The 19,205-nt window shown below is 51.7% G+C and carries 17 protein-coding genes and 1 pseudogene; 5 read left to right on the plus strand and 13 right to left on the minus strand.

Features of this window, described 5'->3' with window-relative positions; all coding sequences use genetic code 11:
- Positions 1 to 8: 8 nt before the first annotated feature.
- The 3 genes from HH215_RS14490 to HH215_RS14500 form a co-directional block, all read right to left on the minus strand.
- Entirely contained in the window at positions 9 to 1,088 is a 1,080-nt protein-coding gene (locus HH215_RS14490; protein WP_169280561.1) for a response regulator transcription factor, read from the minus strand.
- Positions 1,081 to 2,862: a sensor histidine kinase gene (locus tag HH215_RS14495; RefSeq protein ID WP_169280562.1), complete on the minus strand. Its 1,782-nt coding sequence runs from the start codon at positions 2,860 to 2,862 to the stop codon at positions 1,081 to 1,083. Before HH215_RS14495 ends, HH215_RS14490 begins: the two co-directional genes overlap by 8 nt.
- Positions 2,863 to 3,011: 149 nt before the next feature.
- Positions 3,012 to 3,482 (minus strand): MEKHLA domain-containing protein, encoded by a 471-nt coding sequence (locus HH215_RS14500; RefSeq protein ID WP_169280563.1) that lies wholly within the window; start codon positions 3,480 to 3,482, stop codon positions 3,012 to 3,014.
- A gap of 113 nt (positions 3,483 to 3,595) precedes the next feature.
- On the opposite strand from HH215_RS14500, the gene HH215_RS14505 reads away from it, so the two are divergent.
- Complete coding sequence (locus HH215_RS14505; RefSeq protein ID WP_169284396.1) at positions 3,596 to 3,790, plus strand: DUF2188 domain-containing protein; 195 nt, start codon at positions 3,596 to 3,598, stop codon at positions 3,788 to 3,790.
- 304 nt (positions 3,791 to 4,094) lie between these two features.
- On the opposite strand, the gene HH215_RS14510 is transcribed toward HH215_RS14505, so the two are convergent.
- A complete protein-coding gene (locus tag HH215_RS14510) occupies positions 4,095 to 6,413 on the minus strand; it encodes a family 78 glycoside hydrolase catalytic domain (RefSeq protein WP_254450489.1) in 2,319 nt (772 codons plus the stop codon).
- A gap of 121 nt (positions 6,414 to 6,534) precedes the next feature.
- On the opposite strand from HH215_RS14510, the gene HH215_RS14515 reads away from it, so the two are divergent.
- Positions 6,535 to 7,389 carry an AraC family transcriptional regulator gene (locus tag HH215_RS14515; RefSeq protein ID WP_169280564.1) on the plus strand — a complete coding sequence of 285 codons (855 nt, stop codon included), beginning with the start codon at positions 6,535 to 6,537 and terminating at the stop codon, positions 7,387 to 7,389.
- An 81-nt stretch (positions 7,390 to 7,470) separates the two neighbouring features.
- Here HH215_RS14515 and HH215_RS14520 read toward each other — a convergent pair whose 3' ends face one another.
- From HH215_RS14520 to HH215_RS14530, 3 genes are read right to left on the minus strand one after another with little or no spacing between them, the layout of a single operon-like run.
- Positions 7,471 to 8,094 (minus strand): carbohydrate-binding family 9-like protein, encoded by a 624-nt coding sequence (locus HH215_RS14520; RefSeq protein WP_169280565.1) that lies wholly within the window; start codon positions 8,092 to 8,094, stop codon positions 7,471 to 7,473.
- A 46-nt stretch (positions 8,095 to 8,140) separates the two neighbouring features.
- The gene (locus HH215_RS14525) at positions 8,141 to 9,091 is read right to left on the minus strand and encodes a sugar phosphate isomerase family (protein WP_169280566.1); all 951 of its coding nucleotides are present in this window, start codon (positions 9,089 to 9,091) and stop codon (positions 8,141 to 8,143) included.
- A gap of 31 nt (positions 9,092 to 9,122) precedes the next feature.
- Entirely contained in the window at positions 9,123 to 9,833 is a 711-nt protein-coding gene (locus HH215_RS14530; RefSeq protein ID WP_169280567.1) for a PIG-L deacetylase family protein, read from the minus strand.
- A gap of 253 nt (positions 9,834 to 10,086) precedes the next feature.
- On the opposite strand from HH215_RS14530, the gene HH215_RS14535 reads away from it, so the two are divergent.
- Entirely contained in the window at positions 10,087 to 10,887 is an 801-nt protein-coding gene (locus HH215_RS14535; RefSeq protein ID WP_169280568.1) for a helix-turn-helix transcriptional regulator, read from the plus strand.
- A 24-nt stretch (positions 10,888 to 10,911) separates the two neighbouring features.
- Complete coding sequence (locus HH215_RS14540; protein WP_169280569.1) at positions 10,912 to 11,577, plus strand: phytanoyl-CoA dioxygenase family protein; 666 nt, start codon at positions 10,912 to 10,914, stop codon at positions 11,575 to 11,577.
- A gap of 102 nt (positions 11,578 to 11,679) precedes the next feature.
- On the opposite strand, the gene HH215_RS14545 is transcribed toward HH215_RS14540, so the two are convergent.
- Together HH215_RS14545 and HH215_RS14550 are read right to left on the minus strand one after the other, a co-directional pair.
- Positions 11,680 to 12,582, minus strand: a complete 903-nt coding sequence (locus tag HH215_RS14545) for an SMP-30/gluconolactonase/LRE family protein (RefSeq protein WP_169280570.1) — start codon at positions 12,580 to 12,582, stop codon at positions 11,680 to 11,682.
- A gap of 90 nt (positions 12,583 to 12,672) precedes the next feature.
- Positions 12,673 to 13,011, minus strand: a complete 339-nt coding sequence (locus HH215_RS14550) for a hypothetical protein (RefSeq protein WP_169280571.1) — start codon at positions 13,009 to 13,011, stop codon at positions 12,673 to 12,675.
- Between the two features lie 269 nt (positions 13,012 to 13,280).
- Between HH215_RS14550 and HH215_RS14555 the strand changes: the two genes are divergently transcribed.
- Positions 13,281 to 14,183 carry a helix-turn-helix domain-containing protein gene (locus HH215_RS14555; RefSeq protein ID WP_169280572.1) on the plus strand — a complete coding sequence of 301 codons (903 nt, stop codon included), beginning with the start codon at positions 13,281 to 13,283 and terminating at the stop codon, positions 14,181 to 14,183.
- An 82-nt stretch (positions 14,184 to 14,265) separates the two neighbouring features.
- On the opposite strand, the pseudogene HH215_RS36065 reads toward HH215_RS14555, so the two are convergent.
- From HH215_RS36065 to HH215_RS14575, 4 genes and pseudogenes are all read right to left on the minus strand, one after another.
- Positions 14,266 to 14,397: pseudogene (locus HH215_RS36065) on the minus strand (fumarylacetoacetate hydrolase family protein); the annotation flags it as partial.
- Positions 14,398 to 14,492: 95 nt separating this feature from the next.
- Positions 14,493 to 15,653, minus strand: coding sequence for a M20 family metallopeptidase (locus HH215_RS14565; RefSeq protein WP_169280573.1), 1,161 nt, complete (start codon positions 15,651 to 15,653; stop codon positions 14,493 to 14,495).
- 126 nt (positions 15,654 to 15,779) lie between these two features.
- Positions 15,780 to 17,078: an aspartate aminotransferase family protein gene (locus tag HH215_RS14570; RefSeq protein ID WP_169280574.1), complete on the minus strand. Its 1,299-nt coding sequence runs from the start codon at positions 17,076 to 17,078 to the stop codon at positions 15,780 to 15,782.
- A gap of 238 nt (positions 17,079 to 17,316) precedes the next feature.
- Positions 17,317 to 19,038, minus strand: coding sequence for a dihydroxy-acid dehydratase (locus HH215_RS14575; protein WP_169280575.1), 1,722 nt, complete (start codon positions 19,036 to 19,038; stop codon positions 17,317 to 17,319).
- Positions 19,039 to 19,205 lie beyond the last annotated feature (167 nt).

A 19,205-nucleotide genomic window follows, 5' to 3' on the forward strand; every position in this document is an offset into this window, starting at 1 on the left:
TTCGCGCGCTAGTCCTCCTTGCGGAGCTCTCCGGGAGTTTGGCCGAAATGTTTCTTGAACACCCGATAGAAATAAGCGACGTCCTCGTACCCGGTCAGCTTAGCTACGTGTTTAATCGCCAGCTCTCCCTCCACGATCAGTTCTTTGGCTTTCTCCATTCGCTTGCGCAAAATGTAATCCGACAGATTTTCTCCCAATTGGGATTTGAACGCCCTGCTTAAGTGCTCTTTGCTCACGAAAAAGCGATGCGCGACCGTCTCCAGGGAAATCGGTTCACGGTAATACAGATCGATATGAGCCTGAATTTCGGCGATGTCCAACTTAAGACGTTTTCTGCGAAGCGCCTCGATCTGTTCGATCGCCTCCGCGAACATCGCTTGCAATTGTTCGATCGCCTTTACCGCGCTCGTCCAATCCCCCGTTGGCGCCTTCGACCTTAGACTTGTAATATCCCACTCGTTCTCCGCCGCGAATTCTTCCAGTAACGACAAGAACTCATGGACGACTTTGGAAATTACGTTCCGATCGTCGTTGTTCTCCATATCGTTTCCGAACATTTCCCCCAGCTTGGACAACGCTTCAATAGCAGCCGGCTTGTCGAGCTCGAGCAAATACCCCCGTACCCTTTCCCGCAATGCCGAATAACGCTCTCGGGTACCCGGATCCGCGAATGCGACCGGCGTTCTCCAGCCCGCGTTCCCGGCTTGTTCCGCCCGCTTCAAATCTTGAACGCATTGCGCCAATGCCGCGTTTAATTCTTCCTGATCGATCGGCTTCAATAGATATTCCACGGCGCGCGACCGGATAGCCTGCTTGAGGTAAACGAAATCATCGTACCCGCTCATGACGATGATCTTCATCTCCGGAACTTTCTCGTTCATTTGCTTTAACAAACCAACTCCGTCCAGACCCGGCATCCTCATATCCGTCACGACGATATGCGGCTTGCGCTCTTCGATAAGCCGCAAGCCTTCGGTTCCGTCTTCCGCCTCTCCGTTCAGACTTAGCTCCAGTTTGTCCCATTCGACGAGCGCTTTGACGACTTCCCTGGACCACGGCTCGTCATCGATAATCAATACGTTATACATCGTCGGATCCTCCGTTATTTATGGTGGGCAATTTAACCGCAATAATCGTCCCTTGACCCTCGCAGCTATAAATTCTTAACCCGCTGGCGGATCCGAATTGCAGCTTCAATCGCGTGTCCACGTTCTTCAGACCGATTCCCGTTCCTTTACGCCTTCTAGGCTCATCCGACGCCGGTTTGGCTAATTCTCGCTTCGTACCGCCCGCCAATCTCGCGCGCAGTTGAAGCAACCTTTCCCGCGATATGCCTACGCCTTCGTCCTTTATCAGAACGGCAATGCTACCCGAGTTCCGCTTCACTCGGATCTCGACTTTCCAAGCGCCTTCTTTACGCTGCAAGCCGTGCTCGAACGCGTTCTCCAGAAGCGGCTGTAACGTGAACTTAGGAATCCTTGCATCGAGAGCCGCTTCGTCGATGGATAGAACAACGGCGCAGCGACCCTTGAACCGGTTCTCTTGAATGTACAAATAATTGCTCATATGCTTCAACTCGTCCGCAAGAGTAACGCGATCCTCATCCGTGCTGATGGAATAACGGAACAGTTCGCCGATGACTTGGGTGACCTTATAGATTTCCGGAGCCCCCTTCGTCAGCGCCATTCCTCCTATCAAGTGAAGCGTATTGTTCAGAAAATGAGGATTGATCTGCGCCTGAAGCGCCTGAAGCTGCGCGTTCTTCAAGTCGATCTCTCGCTGGTACTCCTCTTCGATCAGTTGCTTGATCCTTAACATCATCGAATTATAGCCTCGTTCGAGCAAACCGATCTCGTCGCGGCTTTGTGCCGATTTCATTTCGAAATTATGGACTTGGGCGCTCCTCATCGTTCTCGCTAAGCTGACGATCGGTCGGCTAATTCTTAAGGAGACAAGTATCGACAACGCGACGGAAACGGCCGCGAACAAACTTCCCGTTAAGATACCCGCGCGAATCGTAGCGTTAGCGCTTCGGGTCACCGTGGCTAGCGGCACCGCTTTGACGACGGTAAGCTCCCCGTCGTCGACTTTCTTCATGAAATAGTAATAGTTTTTGGAGCTCTCCAACCGAAGCTCGGCGTCAGGCAAGCTCAGCTTGCCAAGCTGCGAGGAAATCTCCTCCGCGACGCCGGAATCGGTGGAGCCGGATAGCAGCTCGCCTTCGTCGTTGAGCAGGAAAACCGAGCTTTCCGGTTCCGATCGGAGGATGTTGCCGACCGCTTCCCATACATCCCGATTCAAACGAACGGATAATCCGCCTAGAAGCTTCCTATCCTCGAAACGGTACATGCCATGATAGGCGTATATTCCGTCTTTGGATTGTTTGAAGTACATATTAACCGGCTCCATCCGCAGCCTGCTCCATGCGCCGCTGCCGATATCGACTGTCGACACCATCCCGCTGCTCGCATAGTTCACCGAGAAAGCTTTACGGCTTTGATGAACGTACAAAGTGAGCAAATCGATTTTACGCGAATTCGCATAATAAGCCGAGGTCAGCGTGTTTTGAATATAGTTTTGCGTTTTGTACTGAGTGCCAATATCCGCATTATCGACTTCAGTAACGCCGTCCATCAGCGTCTTGTTGATCTGCAGCGTATAGAACAGGATATCGATCTGTTGAATGAGCTCGTCCAAATATTGATCCGCCCACAACATTCGTGAATTATTCGCATTGACGATCTCCTTCTCCACGGAGTCGCGGGTATTGTTCGTCGCGATCCAAGTCACCGTGATGACCGGCAACGTCGTTAAGCTAATCATGAGCAGCATTAACCTTAGTCGCAAACTTGTTCGTCTCATCTCCCCGCTCCCCCCATCGTTGTACAAAAAGCCCATAAGATCGGCTTGCCGAGTCTTATGGGCTTTGGAATAACTTTTTTCGCAGCTATAGATTCGCGTTCATTGTAGCATACAACCCGGAGACGCGACAGACTTCAATCTCCATTTCTCTATCGCACGTAGGCCCACTCTTCGAACACAGCGGCCTGGCCCTTGTAAGTTCCTTGTTCGTCCGCGACATTCCACAACAACACGTTCCGTATTTCGAATCTTCGTCCGCTCTTGGAAATCCGAATGCCGTAATAACCGTCAGAGTACCCTTTATCTTTGGCATCCGACAGCAGTCTCTCCCTTTGGGAGCGTTCCATCGGCTCTGCCGTCAATCTGGATGGCGTGCGGGTAAACTCTTCCCACGTCGTCTCCCATAATTTCAGCGCGGCTTCGTTGCCGAAATTCAAGATCGGATCGGTCTCCGTGCCGTGGGAGAGCAGAATGAACGGGGCTTTGAATAAGGCAAGCGCCGCCTCATTCGCAGGAGGAACAGGCTCGATCAGCTCGCGGCCCGTAGCCCGGCGATAGCTGTCGATCAATAATCGGGCGTGCGCCTCGCGATTTTGCACATCTTCATCCAGCGGGATCATCTCGTCAAGTTCAACTCCGTTTTCTTTTTCACGTTTGGGGATTGCCTCGTTTGGCTAAAGACTATTATATCAGTCTCTACTCTATCAGCGATATCCGCGAGGAGGTGTTGAATATGCCTTGGGACAAGGATAATTACCCCGATTCATTGAAAAACTTCACGGCTCCCGTACGCGGCAAAGCCGTCGAAATCGCCAACGCCCTGCTGGAGGAGGGTTACGAGGAAGGCCGCGCCATCGCCATCGCGACCTCCCAAGCGAAGGAATGGGCGGACAATCGGAACAAGCAGATTCGCAAGAAGGGGCACTAACTGCGGTCGTTCCATCGGACCGGTTAGACCGCTCTCAGCGGTCTGTAGCACACTTTTCCTCGATATCCGACCAATTCGCTCGCGGGCACGGAAGGGGAAATAGTGCCAGAAAGTAACGCTACAGCACCGACTCCGAGCACGGATGGGGCTATAGTGCCAAAAAGTAACGCTACAGCACCGACTCCGAGCACGAATGTGGCTATAGTGCCAAAAAGTAACACTACAGCACCGACTCCGAGCACGAATGTGGCTATAGTGCCAAAAAGTAACGCTACAGCACCGACTCCGAGCACGGTTGAGGCGATTAAGTCGCAGATTCGATAATTTCGATGATTTCGTTATCCCCGGTAATGAGATTCCGTTCCATCGTGCGCCCCGCGAGCTTAAGCGACACCCTCGCTTCCATGCCCGCCGGAATTCGCGCCCGAATGCGAATGCCGGCGCCGTCGGCCAATCGCTCCCATCCCGCATAGATCGTACCCAGCGGCGTCCAAACCTCCGCTTCCGCGAAAGACAAGCTTTCAGGCATATACGGGCGGATAACCGCCTTGGAGAATCCGGGCGCTTCCGAACGAATACCGACGACGTATTCCTGCAACAGTCTAGCCGGATATCCGTTCCAAGCATGGGAGTGACTCTCGATATCCTCCCAGCCTTCCCACATCGTCTTGGCCCCTTGTTCGATCATGTAGCCCCAACCGGGGTATTCCCTGCGATCCAACAGCGCAAAGGCTTCGGCTTCACGGTCATTCTCGAAAAGCATTCGAAGCAACGGCAGCGAGAGCACGGTTCGGCACTCCCATGCTTTGCCCGCTACGTAAGCGATGACCTCTTCGCGATCCTCCGCCGGTACGAGTTCTGCGTACAGCGCGATTGCGTTGACACCCTGGTGCGTTGCTTCGGATTCCGAGCTGTCGCGAAAGCGCTTCTTCTCCGCGTCGTACAATTGCTCGACGATCCGAACGCTCAACCGTTCTGCATAAGCCTGATACTTTTCGCCCTCCTCCGCTCTACCGATTAACCCTGCAGCCTGACTAACCGCCCTAAGAGCCAACACAAACTTAACCTGCTGAACCGTCAAAAATTGCCCCTTATGCTCCACCGAGGGATAAGGCCAATCGCTGATATTCCATCCTTTGTCCAGCGGCACCATTCCGGATACCGGATCTAAAATTCCGATAAAATAGTCCGCCATCCGCCGCGCCGTCTCATAGTGCGTCTCCAGCACGGACACGCTGCCGGACGCTTCATATACCTTCCACATCAAAGTCGCATAATGCAGGTCCCATTCCGGAATCTGCAAGTTGAAATCGGCATGCTCGTAATTAATAGGCGCGACGAAAGGGAACGTACCGTCGGCCATCTGCGCATCGGTGAAATCTCCCAACGTCTTCTCCAGTACGTCGATCGCGTCGAAATTATAGAGTAGCGACTCGGCCTGCAAGTCCGTATCCGCGGTGTATTGGGCTTGCTCCCGATGAGGGCAATCCACGGTTTGCCCCAACGTGTTGTTTTTCTGCGTACGGATGCACGCATCATACAAGGCATTAAGGTGCGGGTCGGAGCAGTTAAAGCTACCTGCATAGTTCATATTCGTATAAGCCAAACAGACCGAGACGCCTCCGTTATTCGGTTCGATCTCTTCCGGGTATCCGGTAACCTCTACGTAACGGAACGCCTTGAACGAAAAGTCCGGCTGCCATGTCTCGACTTCGTCCCCGCGCATCGTATACTCGTCGTAGTAATAATCGGAGTGTTCGTTCGTTACATTGTGTTTGACCCGGCCGTTCTCGTCTAAATCCTCCGACATTCTGAGACGGATTTTCGCTCCCGCAATCCCCTTGAGCGAAATCCTCGGCCAACCGGAGACGATTCTGCCCGTATCGAACACTTGCGGACGCTCGCGAGACTCATCGTTCACTGCGGGCTGCGGTAACTTAGCGCATGCGATGACTTCCTCGATAGCTCCTTCCGGTATTCGTTGGACGGACATCGGCCAATCTTTCCGCCCAATCTTGGCCAGCTTCGCCCTCGTCGTCGCCCCGTTCTTCCTCCATCCGGCCAACCGCCAATTCGGATCCAGCTTGCGAGCGTCGTAATCTTCGATCGCCGATACCCGGCGATTTTGCTGATAAGGCGTTCCGACCGCATGCGGCATTTCTTTCAAAACCTGCCACGACGAATCCGATTTGACGACCGTCTCCGATCCATCCTCGTATACCACATGAAGCTGAAGCCTTAAACCGGGCAGGGCATTGTAATAATTCTGACCGCTTCCGCCCAGATAGTGGGCATCGGCAGTTATGCAATTGCTGCCTTCCGTCAATAGAGCCGAAACGTCATAAGCCATATAAGCCTTACGCTTCAAAGGATTCGTCGGAGCAGGCGACACGTATCCGCCGAGTTTAACTCCGTTCAAGTACACTTTCGCGACGTTATGCGCGGAGTAGAATAGGCGTGCCGACGCTACTTTGCCTTTTGCGAGAATCTCCTTGCGAAAATAGGCGAAATCGTTCACCCGAACGCGCCGCGATCTCCATATCCAATCCGCTTCCCATTCCACGTTCAGATCGGACCGGTGCCTGATCTCCTCCGCTTGCCGCCCGGAACCTTTTGCGCTCATCCTATGTCTTCCTCCCGGTTGTTTTTTTCCAAGCATATCATGCCGATTTCCATTGCTTATAGGGGGCATAATGTGTTATTAATAGGGCAATCACACACACAAGATGAGGAGAAGCATTGCCATGGAATCCACTCCGTTCACATTGGAAGGAAAGCTGTTCTGGACGCCCGATTTTCCAATCTCGGTCACGAGGGAGCGGGAGCGGTTCACGTTGCCTATCCATATTCACGATTTCGTGGAAATCCAATACGTCGCCGAAGGCAAAGGGTTCCATTATATCGGGGATGAGCGGATCTATGTCGAGAAAGGCGATTTGTTCATTATTCCGATCGGCACCCGTCACGTCTACCGCCCATCATCGGAAGCGCCCAAAGACGAATTGATCGTCTATAATTGCTTGTTCGATCCGTCGGTGCCGGAAAAACTAACGCAAGCTTACCCGTTGCCGGAAAATGTCCTGTTTCTCTTATCCGGCGGCGGCCAATCGTATCGCAGATTCAAAGATTCGTTTAATGAAGCGAAAATCTGCATGGAAACACTCTATCGCGAATATCAAACCGAGTTGCCCGGATACGAAGCCGTACTATATGCTCGCTTAACCGAACTGCTCGTATTCCTGTGCCGGCTGGAGTTGTCCCGCAAGAAGACGGCTCCCGCAATCTCTCAACTAGCTAAAGTATTCGAATATATCGAGCGCCATTCCGATCGGCCGCTTACCCTATCCGAAGTCGCCGCCCTGCTTCACGTCAGCGTTAGTTACTTGCAACGAATGCTGAAACAGGCGACGGGGCAATCCTTCACGGAATACGTTCAGAACCTTCGCATAAGAAAATGCTGCGAGATGCTGCGGCAAACCCCGCTGCCCGTCAAGGAGATCGCCGCTAAAGCCGGTTACAGGGACTTGAAGTTTTTTCATGAATTGTTTCGGAAGAAGACGGGTCTGACGCCTCGGGCGTATCGAAGCTGCAGTCAATAGCGCAAAAAAAAGCCTTAGAGATCTCGCGATCTCCAAGGCTTCTTCCCCTTCTCTACGACTTCGCGTTAAGCAAAGATTCGTCTAAGCTCCCCTGAATACCAACTTTCCGAAACGATCGGAGATGTGATAATTCACTGCCCCTGTCGGGGACCACGCCTGATAATGCCGGGTTCCGTTTTCCTCGTCGTCGATGCGGAAAAAGTTGGCTCTCCACATCGTTCCGTTCGACGGGGGCTGCACGAAATTATCGAATGAAATCGTAAAAGTGTAAGTCCGCTTATTCTCGTTAACCTCGATTTTCGTTTCGAAGCCTTGCACTTCCCATTCTCGATTTATGTTAAAGCTGAGGGGATCATTGTCGTCTTTGTGATTAATCATCAGATCGCATACTACCCCGTTCGGGCTGACGACGAGTTCCATGTACCGCTTGCAATCTCCTTCTTCGTCGATGAACATTTCCACGACGTCTTGCTCCCACAGAGGATCTTTGCGATTCGTAAACTTAGAGATGCTATACGTATCCACGCACTCGAATCTTACGTATAGGGCATTTCGATCCCAACAAGCTTTCAAAATCGTTTCTTCCCGCACTGCCCCTCCGGTCTCGACGTCCACCAAATTAGCGCCTACGATGCTTCCCCACGCGGCATCCGAATAATTCACATATTCGCAAATATAAGTTCCGATTTCACCAAGCTTTGACATAAAGACCTCCATTGACTATGAATCTAACGATAATCCGATTATACCGTTAGTTCATGTCCGCTTCTAGCGGTCCTGCCAAATCTTTCAAATAAAACAGCTTGCCCGGCAAAGTCGGCATATAAGTCGAAGGCAACCATCTGTCCGGCCCATGGCGCAGCGTCGTCCAGAGCGACAAACCTTGCCACTGCATGCCGCGTCCCAACGCTCCGTCGCATCCGCCGATAATCCGATCGGATTGCAGAAACAATCCCGGTCCTATCGTGTTCGCGCGGCAAGGAACGAGAGTCGTCCGGCTCTTGAAACTGGTGATCGCGTTCTGCTCGATCGTTAGCGGATGCAGTTGCGCGCCGATGCGGTGAGTCTGCCCGCTCCACTCTTCGTCCGTCGCGAACTCCGCCCCGAAATGCGGTTCCCAGAACGCGATATGCATCATGCGCCCGATACCGAATACGGTGATAAGCTCGGCGCCTTCCGCCTTCAACGCCGCGATCTTCTCCGCGTAAGCCGGGAGCGTGGCTTTCGTCGCGAAATGACGCTGGTTCTCTGGCACTGTAAGCTTGCCGAGCGGGCCATAGAATGCCTGCTCCATCGCGTTCTGGAACGAACCCGGGTTATCGGAAGGCAGCGTGTTCCCTTCCCCGTCGCTCCATTCGTCCATGTTGAATCCGTAGACGTGCGAGCAATCGATATCCCATTCCTTCAGGAAGTAGACCGCCCACTTGTACATGCCCATCGGACCTACCGGCAGAATAAACGCGACTTTGCGGTTCGCTTGCTTGCTTCGTCGGATTTCCAGGGCGATCTCGTGGCCCATTTTCACGTCCAACTCTTGGACTTCGGCGCAAGGGATCGGTTGAAACCCGTCGTTCCAGAAAGATTGACGCTCTTCGATCGTCTCCGGCGAATTCGCGCAACAACGATCGATCTTCTCCATATCCCATCCCGCGGGATAGAAACCTTCGAGCAGGGAACCTTGTACGGTTTGATTAAAATTCATCTTAGCACTCTCCTATTCAGATGGATGTCGGTTACGGCAACAGTCTCTCCGTCGTTAAACGAGGCCATGCTTGGCATTGCTTGAAGCCCTCGGCGTAAGGTTTGCCGCATTGCAGCCCGCGGAATTTGGATACGGTCCGGACGAAATCGAGGAAGTCGATTCCATCGTGCTCGTATAGCCATTTGATCTGACTGGCATGGCAATCGTTCATTTGAATTTTCGTTTCGATATGGTCGCTGATATCCACGTATTCAGTAGGGAGAAAGCCGACTCCGGCGAGCGTGTCCATGTAATAGATGGGAGCGACTTTATGATGGGCCTCTTCGTTCGCATCCGCGCGATAATGAGGGACGGTGGCCGCGAAGCTGGCATCGAATACCGCGCGCGACACTTCCATGTGGTCCTTCATGTAGTCCTCGGGCGGATGTGTAATGATATAATCCGGTTTAACGCGCCGAATGACCTCGACCAGCTTGCAGATCAACTCGTCCTGGTCCGACTTCACGGCTAAATCCGGCACATCCAGACTTACGACTTCCGCGCCGATCAGAGCGCCGGCAGCCCGGGCCTCCAGCCTTCGGATATTTTTCAGTTCTTCAGGTTGAATAATCTTATGGCCTTTATTCCCGTTAGCCACATGTACCATCGTCACCTTATGCCCTTGCGCAGCCAACTTCGCCAGCGTCCCGCCGCAGCCGATCTCCAGATCGTCCGGATGACAACCTACCGCCAATACGTTCACAGAGATTCCTCCTATACTCTTTCATCCATATGACTCTCCCTTGAGTGTAAGCCATCCTTCCTTGCGGTTTCTTTAGCAAAAAGACCGCGAAACGTGGCAATAAGTCCGCAGTTTCGCCGCATCAACCGATAAAATAGGATATACGATCAAATGATCGATACAGACACATTTCCGATTCTCCCAAGCATTTTCTTCTTCACCAATAACCAATAGTATATATCTCATAAACGACCAAGAGGCAGGGATAGATCGAATGCGCGAAGAGATGCCGTTTTCTGAAATTTCCATCGAACAATGCATAGCCGGCACCGTCGTCCATCCTCCGGGTGGAACGTACGGACCGCGTTATTACCGGGAATTTCAATTGATTCTACTGCACTCGGGGTCCATGGAGGTGGATGTCGACGGCACTCATTATAGAGTGCGTCCGGGACAAGTCATGCTTTTGCTCCCCGGACAAACCGTGTATATTGCGTTCGATCCTTCGTGCCAAAGCTGGCATCGCTGGATCACGGCAAGCCCGAAAGACTACGGATCCGATATGCAAAATCGATTAAACGGGATGCCTTGCGTTCTACCGATATCGGAGCAAATGAACCGACTTGTCGATTTATCCGTTTTGCAACAACGGATAGATACCCCGGAGCATCGGAACGTACAGAACGCTCTCGGTCTGACGGCGATCCGATTGTATGCCGCGGAAAGCTTGGGAAGCGACGCTATTATCGCAAATCCCCTTATTCGAGAGGTCAAAACTTTCATACATGAAAACTATTCCGAGCCTTTAAGCATGAGGGAAGTCGCTGAACGCTTTAACGTTTCCGTCAGTCATCTCGCACGCGTCTTCAAGGAAAACGAAGGAGTAACGCTTATTCAGTATTTGTGGCATTATCGCGTGGAGCACAGTCTTGTCTTGTTGAGAACGACCGGTTTGTCCATCGGGGAGATCGCCGAACAATGCGGGTTCAAGTCGAGATACCACTATTCCAGAATGGTGAGAAGCTTAACCGGGAAATCCGCAAGCGAGATCCGAACCGTGCATTGGAGGAAATGAGGAAAAAATGAGGAGGAAATGAACATGGCCGATTCCATTAAAGAACAATTCGAGAAGCAAGGTTACGTTATTCTGAAAGAGCTATACACAATAGAGGAAACCAAAAAGCTGAAAGAGGAAGCCGCGGCGATTCTATCGAAGCACGAAGTCGATAAATCGGGGGTATTCCTCGGGCTGACCCCGGAAAGCACCCTATTTAAGGAGGCGGCGGTGACTCCCCGGTTGACTAACGCGTTAAAAGAGATCATCGGCCATTCGGTCGTGTTCTTGAACGACAAGCTGGTATTCAAAAACGCGAGCACCGATTTCGGATCGCCTTGGCATCAGGATTATTCGTATTGGCACGGAAGCCATAAATACTCGGTCTGGATCGCGCTTGACGATGCCGATCGGAAGAACGGTTGCTTAAAAATCGTGCCCGGATCGCATTTATCGACCGTCAACCATGACGGAAACGCGTCGGATAATCTGGGATTCACGAATCGTCTGGACGAAAAAGAGATCGATCAATCGCAAGTCGTGGATTTACCCGCCTCCAAAGGGGATGCCATCGTGTTCCACGATTTGCTGCTGCATGCCTCTTATCCCAATACGTCTGGCGCCGACCGGTGGGCTTTAATTTCCACCTACAAAGACGGAACCCAACCCGACCCCGATTACCCGTGGGCCAAAGCCGCCTTCGCTTTGTGAGGCAATGATTCGCGTTCGATTCGACAAAACACCGCTAGCACTACCCTTGAGGGGTTGTGCTAGCGGTGTTTGCCGTTAAGCCACAAGCCTTGTTTGTTGCATCTAGAGTCGCGAACCCGCTTCTGCTCTCGTGCCGAATCGATTGGCCCGAATTCCTGTTACATCCGTCTTCACCTTGAACAACCCGCCGGATAGAGGATAACGATCGAGTTGTTCTCTGCTCATTCCTTCCCGAGCGCTCGTAATGTAGAGATCGCTGAGATCCGGTCCTCCGAAGGCGCAGGAGGTGACATGCCAAGCGGGAACGGTTACTTCTCCGATCTGCTCCCCCGTGTCCGGATTCCAACGCGAGACGGCTCCGCCTCCCCAATGGGCGATCCATAACATGCCTTCCGAATCGATCGTCATTCCGTCCGGCAGTCCCGCGGATTCCGCAAACCGGATAATCGTTTCCCGATTGCGGATCTGCCCCGTTGAAGGCTCGAAATCGAAAGCGTCGACGCGTCGAGTCGGTGTATCGATATAATACATCCGTTGCTTCCGTTCATCCCAAGCTAGGCCGTTAGAGCAACCGATCCCGGTTAACTCCATCCGAAGTTGTCCACCCTGTTCAAGCATGTACAAAGCTCCCGCGCCCGGAGAATCGTCCATGCTCATCGTTCCGGCCCACAGTCGGCCTTGAGGGTCGCATTTGGCATCATTCAGCCGATTGCGGGGAAGATCGGGCTCTACCGTTTCAATCTGCTCCAGAACCCCATTCTCTGGATCAAAACTATAGATCCCGCCTTGCATCGCCAACACCCATCCCTTGTCTTGCGCGGGAATGACGGCGCTTACCATTCGGTCGAAGTCGAACGTTGTCTCCCGGTCGTTCTTCGGGTCATAGACATGAATCTTCCGCCCCGTAATATCCACCCATAGCAAGCTTTGCGACTGCTCGTCCCAATGCGGGCCTTCACCCAACTTCGCTTGCACGTTCATGACTAATTCGGCGATCACGTTCATCTTCCCCCATTTCCTTTATCTAGTCCATCACCCTATTCTATCGCATCTTCTTCATTTTATCTTTAACAATTAGGCCGAGGGAAGTTTCATTTAGTCATCTTGAATCGAGTTCCAGCGATCTTCCCCCACCGTTGCGTATGCTTCCCATTGCCCGTTGTACCCGCTGTTCACGGTCGGCCCGCTGTACTCCACCTTCACCGCTTTCGAGTTGTTGAAAAATCCGTAATAAGACGCGGCAGCCGGATGTCCCGTTATGAACGTCTCGTTGTCGTCATCGGCACCGCTGGCCCACCACTCGCCGGGTGCGATATCGCTAGCTACGATCTCCGAAGGATTATCGTCGAAGTTTTCATAGCCGACATAGAGATTCTCGTTCGTGAGCGTTCCGATCTTCTCGATGCGGATGCCAATCTCGTCGCCCGGCTCCAAAGTCGCGTTAACTCCGAATCCTTATACCCGGAACACGTCTTCGGCGTCTTCGACGGCTTCGGCGATCGAATTCGTCTCCTACGTCGGATACCAACGTCGAAGTTCCGGGGATTTCGACTGACTCCTTGCAGGTCTATTATTTCGTCGGTCCCGCGGAAGACGTCGAGCGAATCTCTCAGGATTTGCTAGGCTTGCGTTCAGACGAATAAGATTTCGGCGGCATCGTGCTATAATAGGCTCAGGAACTAAATTTTACGGAGGCCAAGCCGATGACGAACCCGAATACGAAATTCGCCCGCACCAAGCTTCTCGAGCCGCTGGCCGTAAATCGACTCGTTTCCTTTCACTATTTCGAATTTTCCAAAGACTTCGCGTTCGAGGGAGAAAAGCATGATTTCTGGGAATTCGTTTACGTGGATAAAGGGGAAATGGAAGTATTCGCGGATACGGAAGGTTACCGGCTGAAGCAAGGGGATATGATTTTCCATAAGCCGAACGAGTTCCACGGAGTCTGGGCCAACAAGAAAATCGCGCCTAACGTCATCATTCTCTCGTTCGTGTGCCGTTCAAGGGAAATGGCCTATTTCGAAAACAAAATATTCACGCTGGATGCCGAACAGAGGGAGATTCTAGCGCAAATTATGAAAAGCGGCTTCGCCGCCTTCCTTCCTCCGTTCGACGATCCTCGCAATCATACCCTCCGAAGGAAGCCGGACGCTCCGATCGGGACGGAGCAACTAATCAAAATTCATCTAGAAATGCTATTGATCCGCTTGAGAGACGCCGGCGACCGATTAGCCAGACGGGATCAGCGTTTGTCGATATCCACGAAGCGGCGCAGCGAAGATGACCTCGTTAACCGCATGCGCGAATACATGGAAGAGAACGTATTCGCCGACCTTCGGCTGGAGGACATCTATAAGAGCTTTAACCTCAGCAAGAGCCATGCTCTTACTTTGTTCAAGGATTGCACAGGCGTAAGCATCATGAAGCACTACCGCCAACTGAAGATCGATCAAGCCAAAAGTCTTATACGCGCCCAGCGGCATACGTTCACGGAGATCGCGGAGCTGCTCCGTTACGGAAGCGTTCACAGCTTCTCCAGACACTTCAAATCATTCACGGACATGTCTCCATCCGAGTACTTGCGTACGGTCATCGCCAAGGTATAGCGGCAATTTGCCTCAAGCAGCCAATATAGGCCATAAAACAAGGTGCAAAAGTCGCGTAGACTCTTGCACCTTGTTTGAAATCCTATTCTTTGACCATGCGATTCGTAATGGCGCCGAGTTTCTCGATCTCGATCGTTACGATATCGCCGTGCGACAAAGACATGCAGTTCGAAATATAGCTTACGATTTCCTTGCAATCGAAGATCATGTCGGACTTAAGAAGGCCTGCATAAATTACAGAGCTTGCTCGCCGCCATCCAATAAACTCTACTCGATCCTATTCCGTCGCGCCTCTGCCACACTCTCTTCCTAATCTTTCATATAAGCATCTATAAACTCCAAATAAACTTTCGTCGTCCATTCAAGCTCGCTGATTTCTACGAATTCCACATCGCCATGAGCGCTTCGTTGATCGGGACCGTGGCATAACGCCGGCGTTGCGAAATCGTTCGCGATAATCCCCGCATCCGTAACGAGCTTCTTCCCGACAAGAGGAACCTGGATGCCCCTAACGTTCTGAATAGCTTGAACGAGAACTTCGACGGCCGGATTGCTCTTATCCAGTCGGTACCCGTCGCGCACCTTCACTAGGTCGAGAATGACCTCAACCCCATGCTCGGCGGCAATTCGATCCAAATGCGTTCGCAATTCTTTGTCGACATCCTCGAAAGTAGTCTGCGGACTGTAACGTCTCACGCCGACGATTTGCGCTTCCTTGGGATGCTGGTTGTAGAATTGTCCGCTGTGGACGGAGCCGATAAAATAAGAAGCATATCCGATATCCTCGACGTAATCCTTCTCCAGTTCTACGTTCAACTCCCGCAGAAGCTGAATAATATCGGACGCGACATGAATGGGATTCGCCGTTCCGGGAGGCGTGTACAACTGATGGCTGGGCTCGCCTTCCCTTCGGATCGTAATTTCAAAAGTAGCGGAGCCGAATTGGGCCACAGTGCATTCCGTCGTCGCGCCTTCCATGACGATTGCCACGTCCGCGCTCAACTTCATTTTCTCGGCTAAGGCGATAAGATCCTCGCCGCGACCGCCCGGACTCTCGTGCAAGCTATTCGCGATAATCACGATTTTCCCATGCAGCTTCGTCTCGCTATCCTTAAGCACCCTGAGCACTTCGAGTATGCAAGCTAGCGAGCCCTTCATGTCGCATGCGCCCCTGCCGTAAATCCGTCCTTCCCGAATAGCGGCCGGCTCATGATCGATCGTCACGGTGTCCATATGTCCGTTGAAAATAATGGTTTTGCCCGGAAGGTCTCCGCCAAAGGTCGCGACAAGCGTTGGATTGTTGTTAATCAAATCAAAGCGTTCTACTTTACAACCCGCATCTTGAAGAAGTCGCTCGTAGAGGGCGGCAACTTCCCGGGTATCCCCCGTCGGGCTTGGCGTACTCACAAGTTGAAACGTATCCCGTACGATTCGATCGCTCTTAACATGGTCCGTTAAAACGGATGGCACAATCATTCACTCCGATTCAGAATTAGATTGACAATGCGCAATTTAATAAATATTAATATCATAATTATAATTCAATATGTTAATTCATTGTGACATGGAGAAATGCATATGTCTACTCAAAATCCTCTACTTTTTCCCCTTCATATCCCGTAATACTTCTTCTATGCTTTCAAGAGTATAATCGATTTCCTTGTCCGTGTGGCTGTAGCTAATATGATTCCGCTTCATGTTCATCGGTAGCTTGAATATTCCCTTCTCCATCAACGCCCTGCGGTAAGCCACGTAGAATTCGGCGTCGTTATGCTGGAGATCGCTGTAGTTTTTCGGTTCGAAGCCCATGAAATAAGTCGTGAAAACGGAACCGAAGCCGGCGACGTACGACTCGATGTCCAACCGTTTAAGAATGTCGCGAAGCCCGCCGCGCATCTTCTCTCCCAACCGGAAGACATGCTCGTGAACCGGTTCGTTCTCCATCATCTCAAGGGTCGCGATCGATGCGGCCGTACCTACCGCGTGGCCGTTGTAAGTTCCCGCGAACCAGACGTCTCCGCCGGGCTGCGTATTGAAGCGCTGCATGTACGCTTTCTTGCCCGCAACGGCAGCGATCGGGAATCCGTTCGCCATCGCCTTGCCCATCGTCGTTAAATCCGGAGTTACGCCGGCAACCTTCTGATAACATCCGATATCATGGCGGAATCCGGTGATAACTTCATCGAATATGAGAATAATTCCGTGCTCGTTGCACAATTTGCGAATCCCTTCAAGAAAGCCCGGCTGCGGCATGATGCACCCAATGTTATGAGGAATAGGCTCGATAATAAGCGCCGCTACTTCTCCGTCATTCGATTTCATCGTGCGTTCTACGTCTTCAAGGTCGTTAAAGGTACAGACTAGCGTGTTGTCGATGGCTTCTTCCATCATTCCGGCGGAACCGGGATCCCGTTTGCCTATCATATCCCAAGAGCTTAGCATATTTCTGGCCACGTAATCGTGCCAGCCATGATAGCAACCTTGAAACTTAATCAGCTTGAAACGCTTGGTCACCGCGCGCGCTAGACGAATCGCATGGTAGGTCGCTTCCGAGCCCGAATTACAGAACAGTACCTGCTCCGCGGAGGGAACGTGTTTGCATATTTTCTCAGCCAGTTCAATCTCCAGATCCGTAGATCCCGTTCCATATAGGTCGGTACGCCCCAAGGCTTCGATAACCTTGTTATTCACGTAAGGATGGTTGTGGCCAAGAATGTAGGGTCCGAATGCGCCTTGGTAATCAATATACTTGTTGCCATCGGCGTCATAGATATAGGCTCCCTCCGCTTTCTTAAAGACAAGATGGGGCTCCAAATTCCGGATGGATGTATGAACGCCGCCCGGCGTGTATTTCTTCGCTTCTTCATATAATCTTGCGCTTTCTTTGAATTCCATATAAATATTCCTCCATCTATAATTCAGTATATTGATTAACGTTCCATATTTTGAATATATAATGGTTGTAGACGACTGTCAATCGCTAATTTCCGCATTGCTTTTTACTACAGAAGTTCTTTTTCAAAGAAATGGGGTTTTCTCCACTGCTTCAAAAATCGAAAAAAGGCTGCCCCATAGATCTTTACAGATCTTCCGTGGCAGCCCTCAAGTGACTTTACATATTCGAAAATTCTATTTAGCTTCTCCCGACGATCGGAGGCACGAATCGAGCCTCCTCCTTGTTATGAGGGCGAAGGAAATCAAGATCGCAACCTTCATCGGCTTGCAGAACATGTTCGGCGAACATTTTAAGAAAACCGCGCGGATATCTTTGCGGGAACGGGGTGAGCGCCTGCCTCCGTTGCTCGATGATCTCGTCCGATAATCGCAGGTGCAGCAGCCCTTGCTCCACGTCTACCTCAATGATGTCCCCGTTCTGAACGATGGCGATATTCCCGCCTACGGCGGCTTCGGGAGATGCGTGCAAGATGGCCGTCCCGTAGCTGGTCCCGCTCATTCTCGCATCGCTGATCCGAACCATATCGTCGATGCCCTCTTTAAGCAATTTAGTCGGGATCGGGATTTCTCCCCATTCCGGCATGCCCAACGCGGATGGTCCGCAGTTGCGCAATATTAACACCGTCGAAGCATCCACGTCTAATTCGTCGCTATCGATTTCCTCCAGCATAGCCTCGTAACTGTCGAAAACGTAAGCTTTTCCTTCGTGCTTCCAGAGCTTCTTGGAACTTGCCGACAGCTTAAGAATCGCGCCGGATGGAGCCAAATTGCCCTTCAACACCTTAATGCCCGATTCCGATTTAAAAGGCTGCTCCAAGGAAGTAATGATATCGGGGCTCTCCGACTTCTTCGTATACACCTCTTTTAGAGGCTTACCAAGGGCGGTCAAGCAGTCTCCATCCAATCTTGGAAGCAGTTCGTAGATGACACCGGACAAGCCGCCCGCATGAAAATAATCATCCATGCCGTACAACCCGCTCGGCTGAAGGTTCACGATCAGGGGAACGTCGTCGGATAGTTCCTGGTATTGCTTAAGGTCGATTCGGATACCCAGACGCCCCGCGATAGCGGTCAAATGCAATACCGCGTTCGTCGAGCCTCCGAGCGCCGCGAGTAATTTAATGGCATTGTGAAAGGCCGCTTCCGTCATCAGCTTCGAAGGGGTGAGCTCCTCCTTGACCATATCGACGATCCGTTTGCCCGTTTGTTCGGCGGCAATCTTCCGTCTCGAATCCGTTGCCGGTATATCGGACGTTCCCGGAAGCATCATTCCCATGATTTCCGACACGCTCTTCATCGTCGAAGCAGTGCCCATGACGGGACATCCTCCGAAAGAACAGGAGATGCCTTTCTCCAGCTCCTTCATTTCTTCGTCGGTCAGCTCCCCTGCTTTGTACATATCCATGTACTTCCACAAATCCGTTCCGTAATTTACCGGTTTGCCTTTGAAATAAGCCGTGGACCTATGTCCGGCAGCAAACTGCAGCGTCGGAAGGTCGCAGCTCGCCGCCCCCATTAACTGCGCGGGCGTTGTCTTGTCGCATTCGCAGAGCAGCACGATACCGTCTAACGGCAAGGAACGTATCATTTCTTCTACGTCCATCGACATGAGATTGCGGTAAGGAAGATCGGAAGGTTTGTTGAAATCCGCCGCCGTCGTAATGGTATGCATCTCGATCGGGTACCCGCCTGCCGCCAATACGCCTTTCTTAACGTACTCGACGAGCTCCTTATGCGGAGCATTGCAACTGTTCAGATCATTCCATGAATTGAATATTCCGATGATCGGCTTCCCCGCATACGATTCGGGATCATGACCGCAAGCGCGCATTGCGGAAGCATGCTGGAACCGAGTTTCGAAGGACTTATGATTAAACCATTGTTCGCTGCGTAGATTCATGGAGGCTGCTCCTGACGTTTATAAAATATATTCCCAACTAGATTCTAAATATTGATTTTATTTTAACATATTGAACATGTGCCAAATTTAGCATAGCGCTATTTTATTGTCAATTCCTTTCGAGCAACAAGCATAAACGGCTTGCGCAGTCCTTAGGGACAGCGGGA

It is taken from the genome of Cohnella herbarum (assembly GCF_012849095.1).
GTDB classification, from domain to species: Bacteria; Bacillota; Bacilli; order Paenibacillales; family Paenibacillaceae; genus Cohnella; species Cohnella herbarum.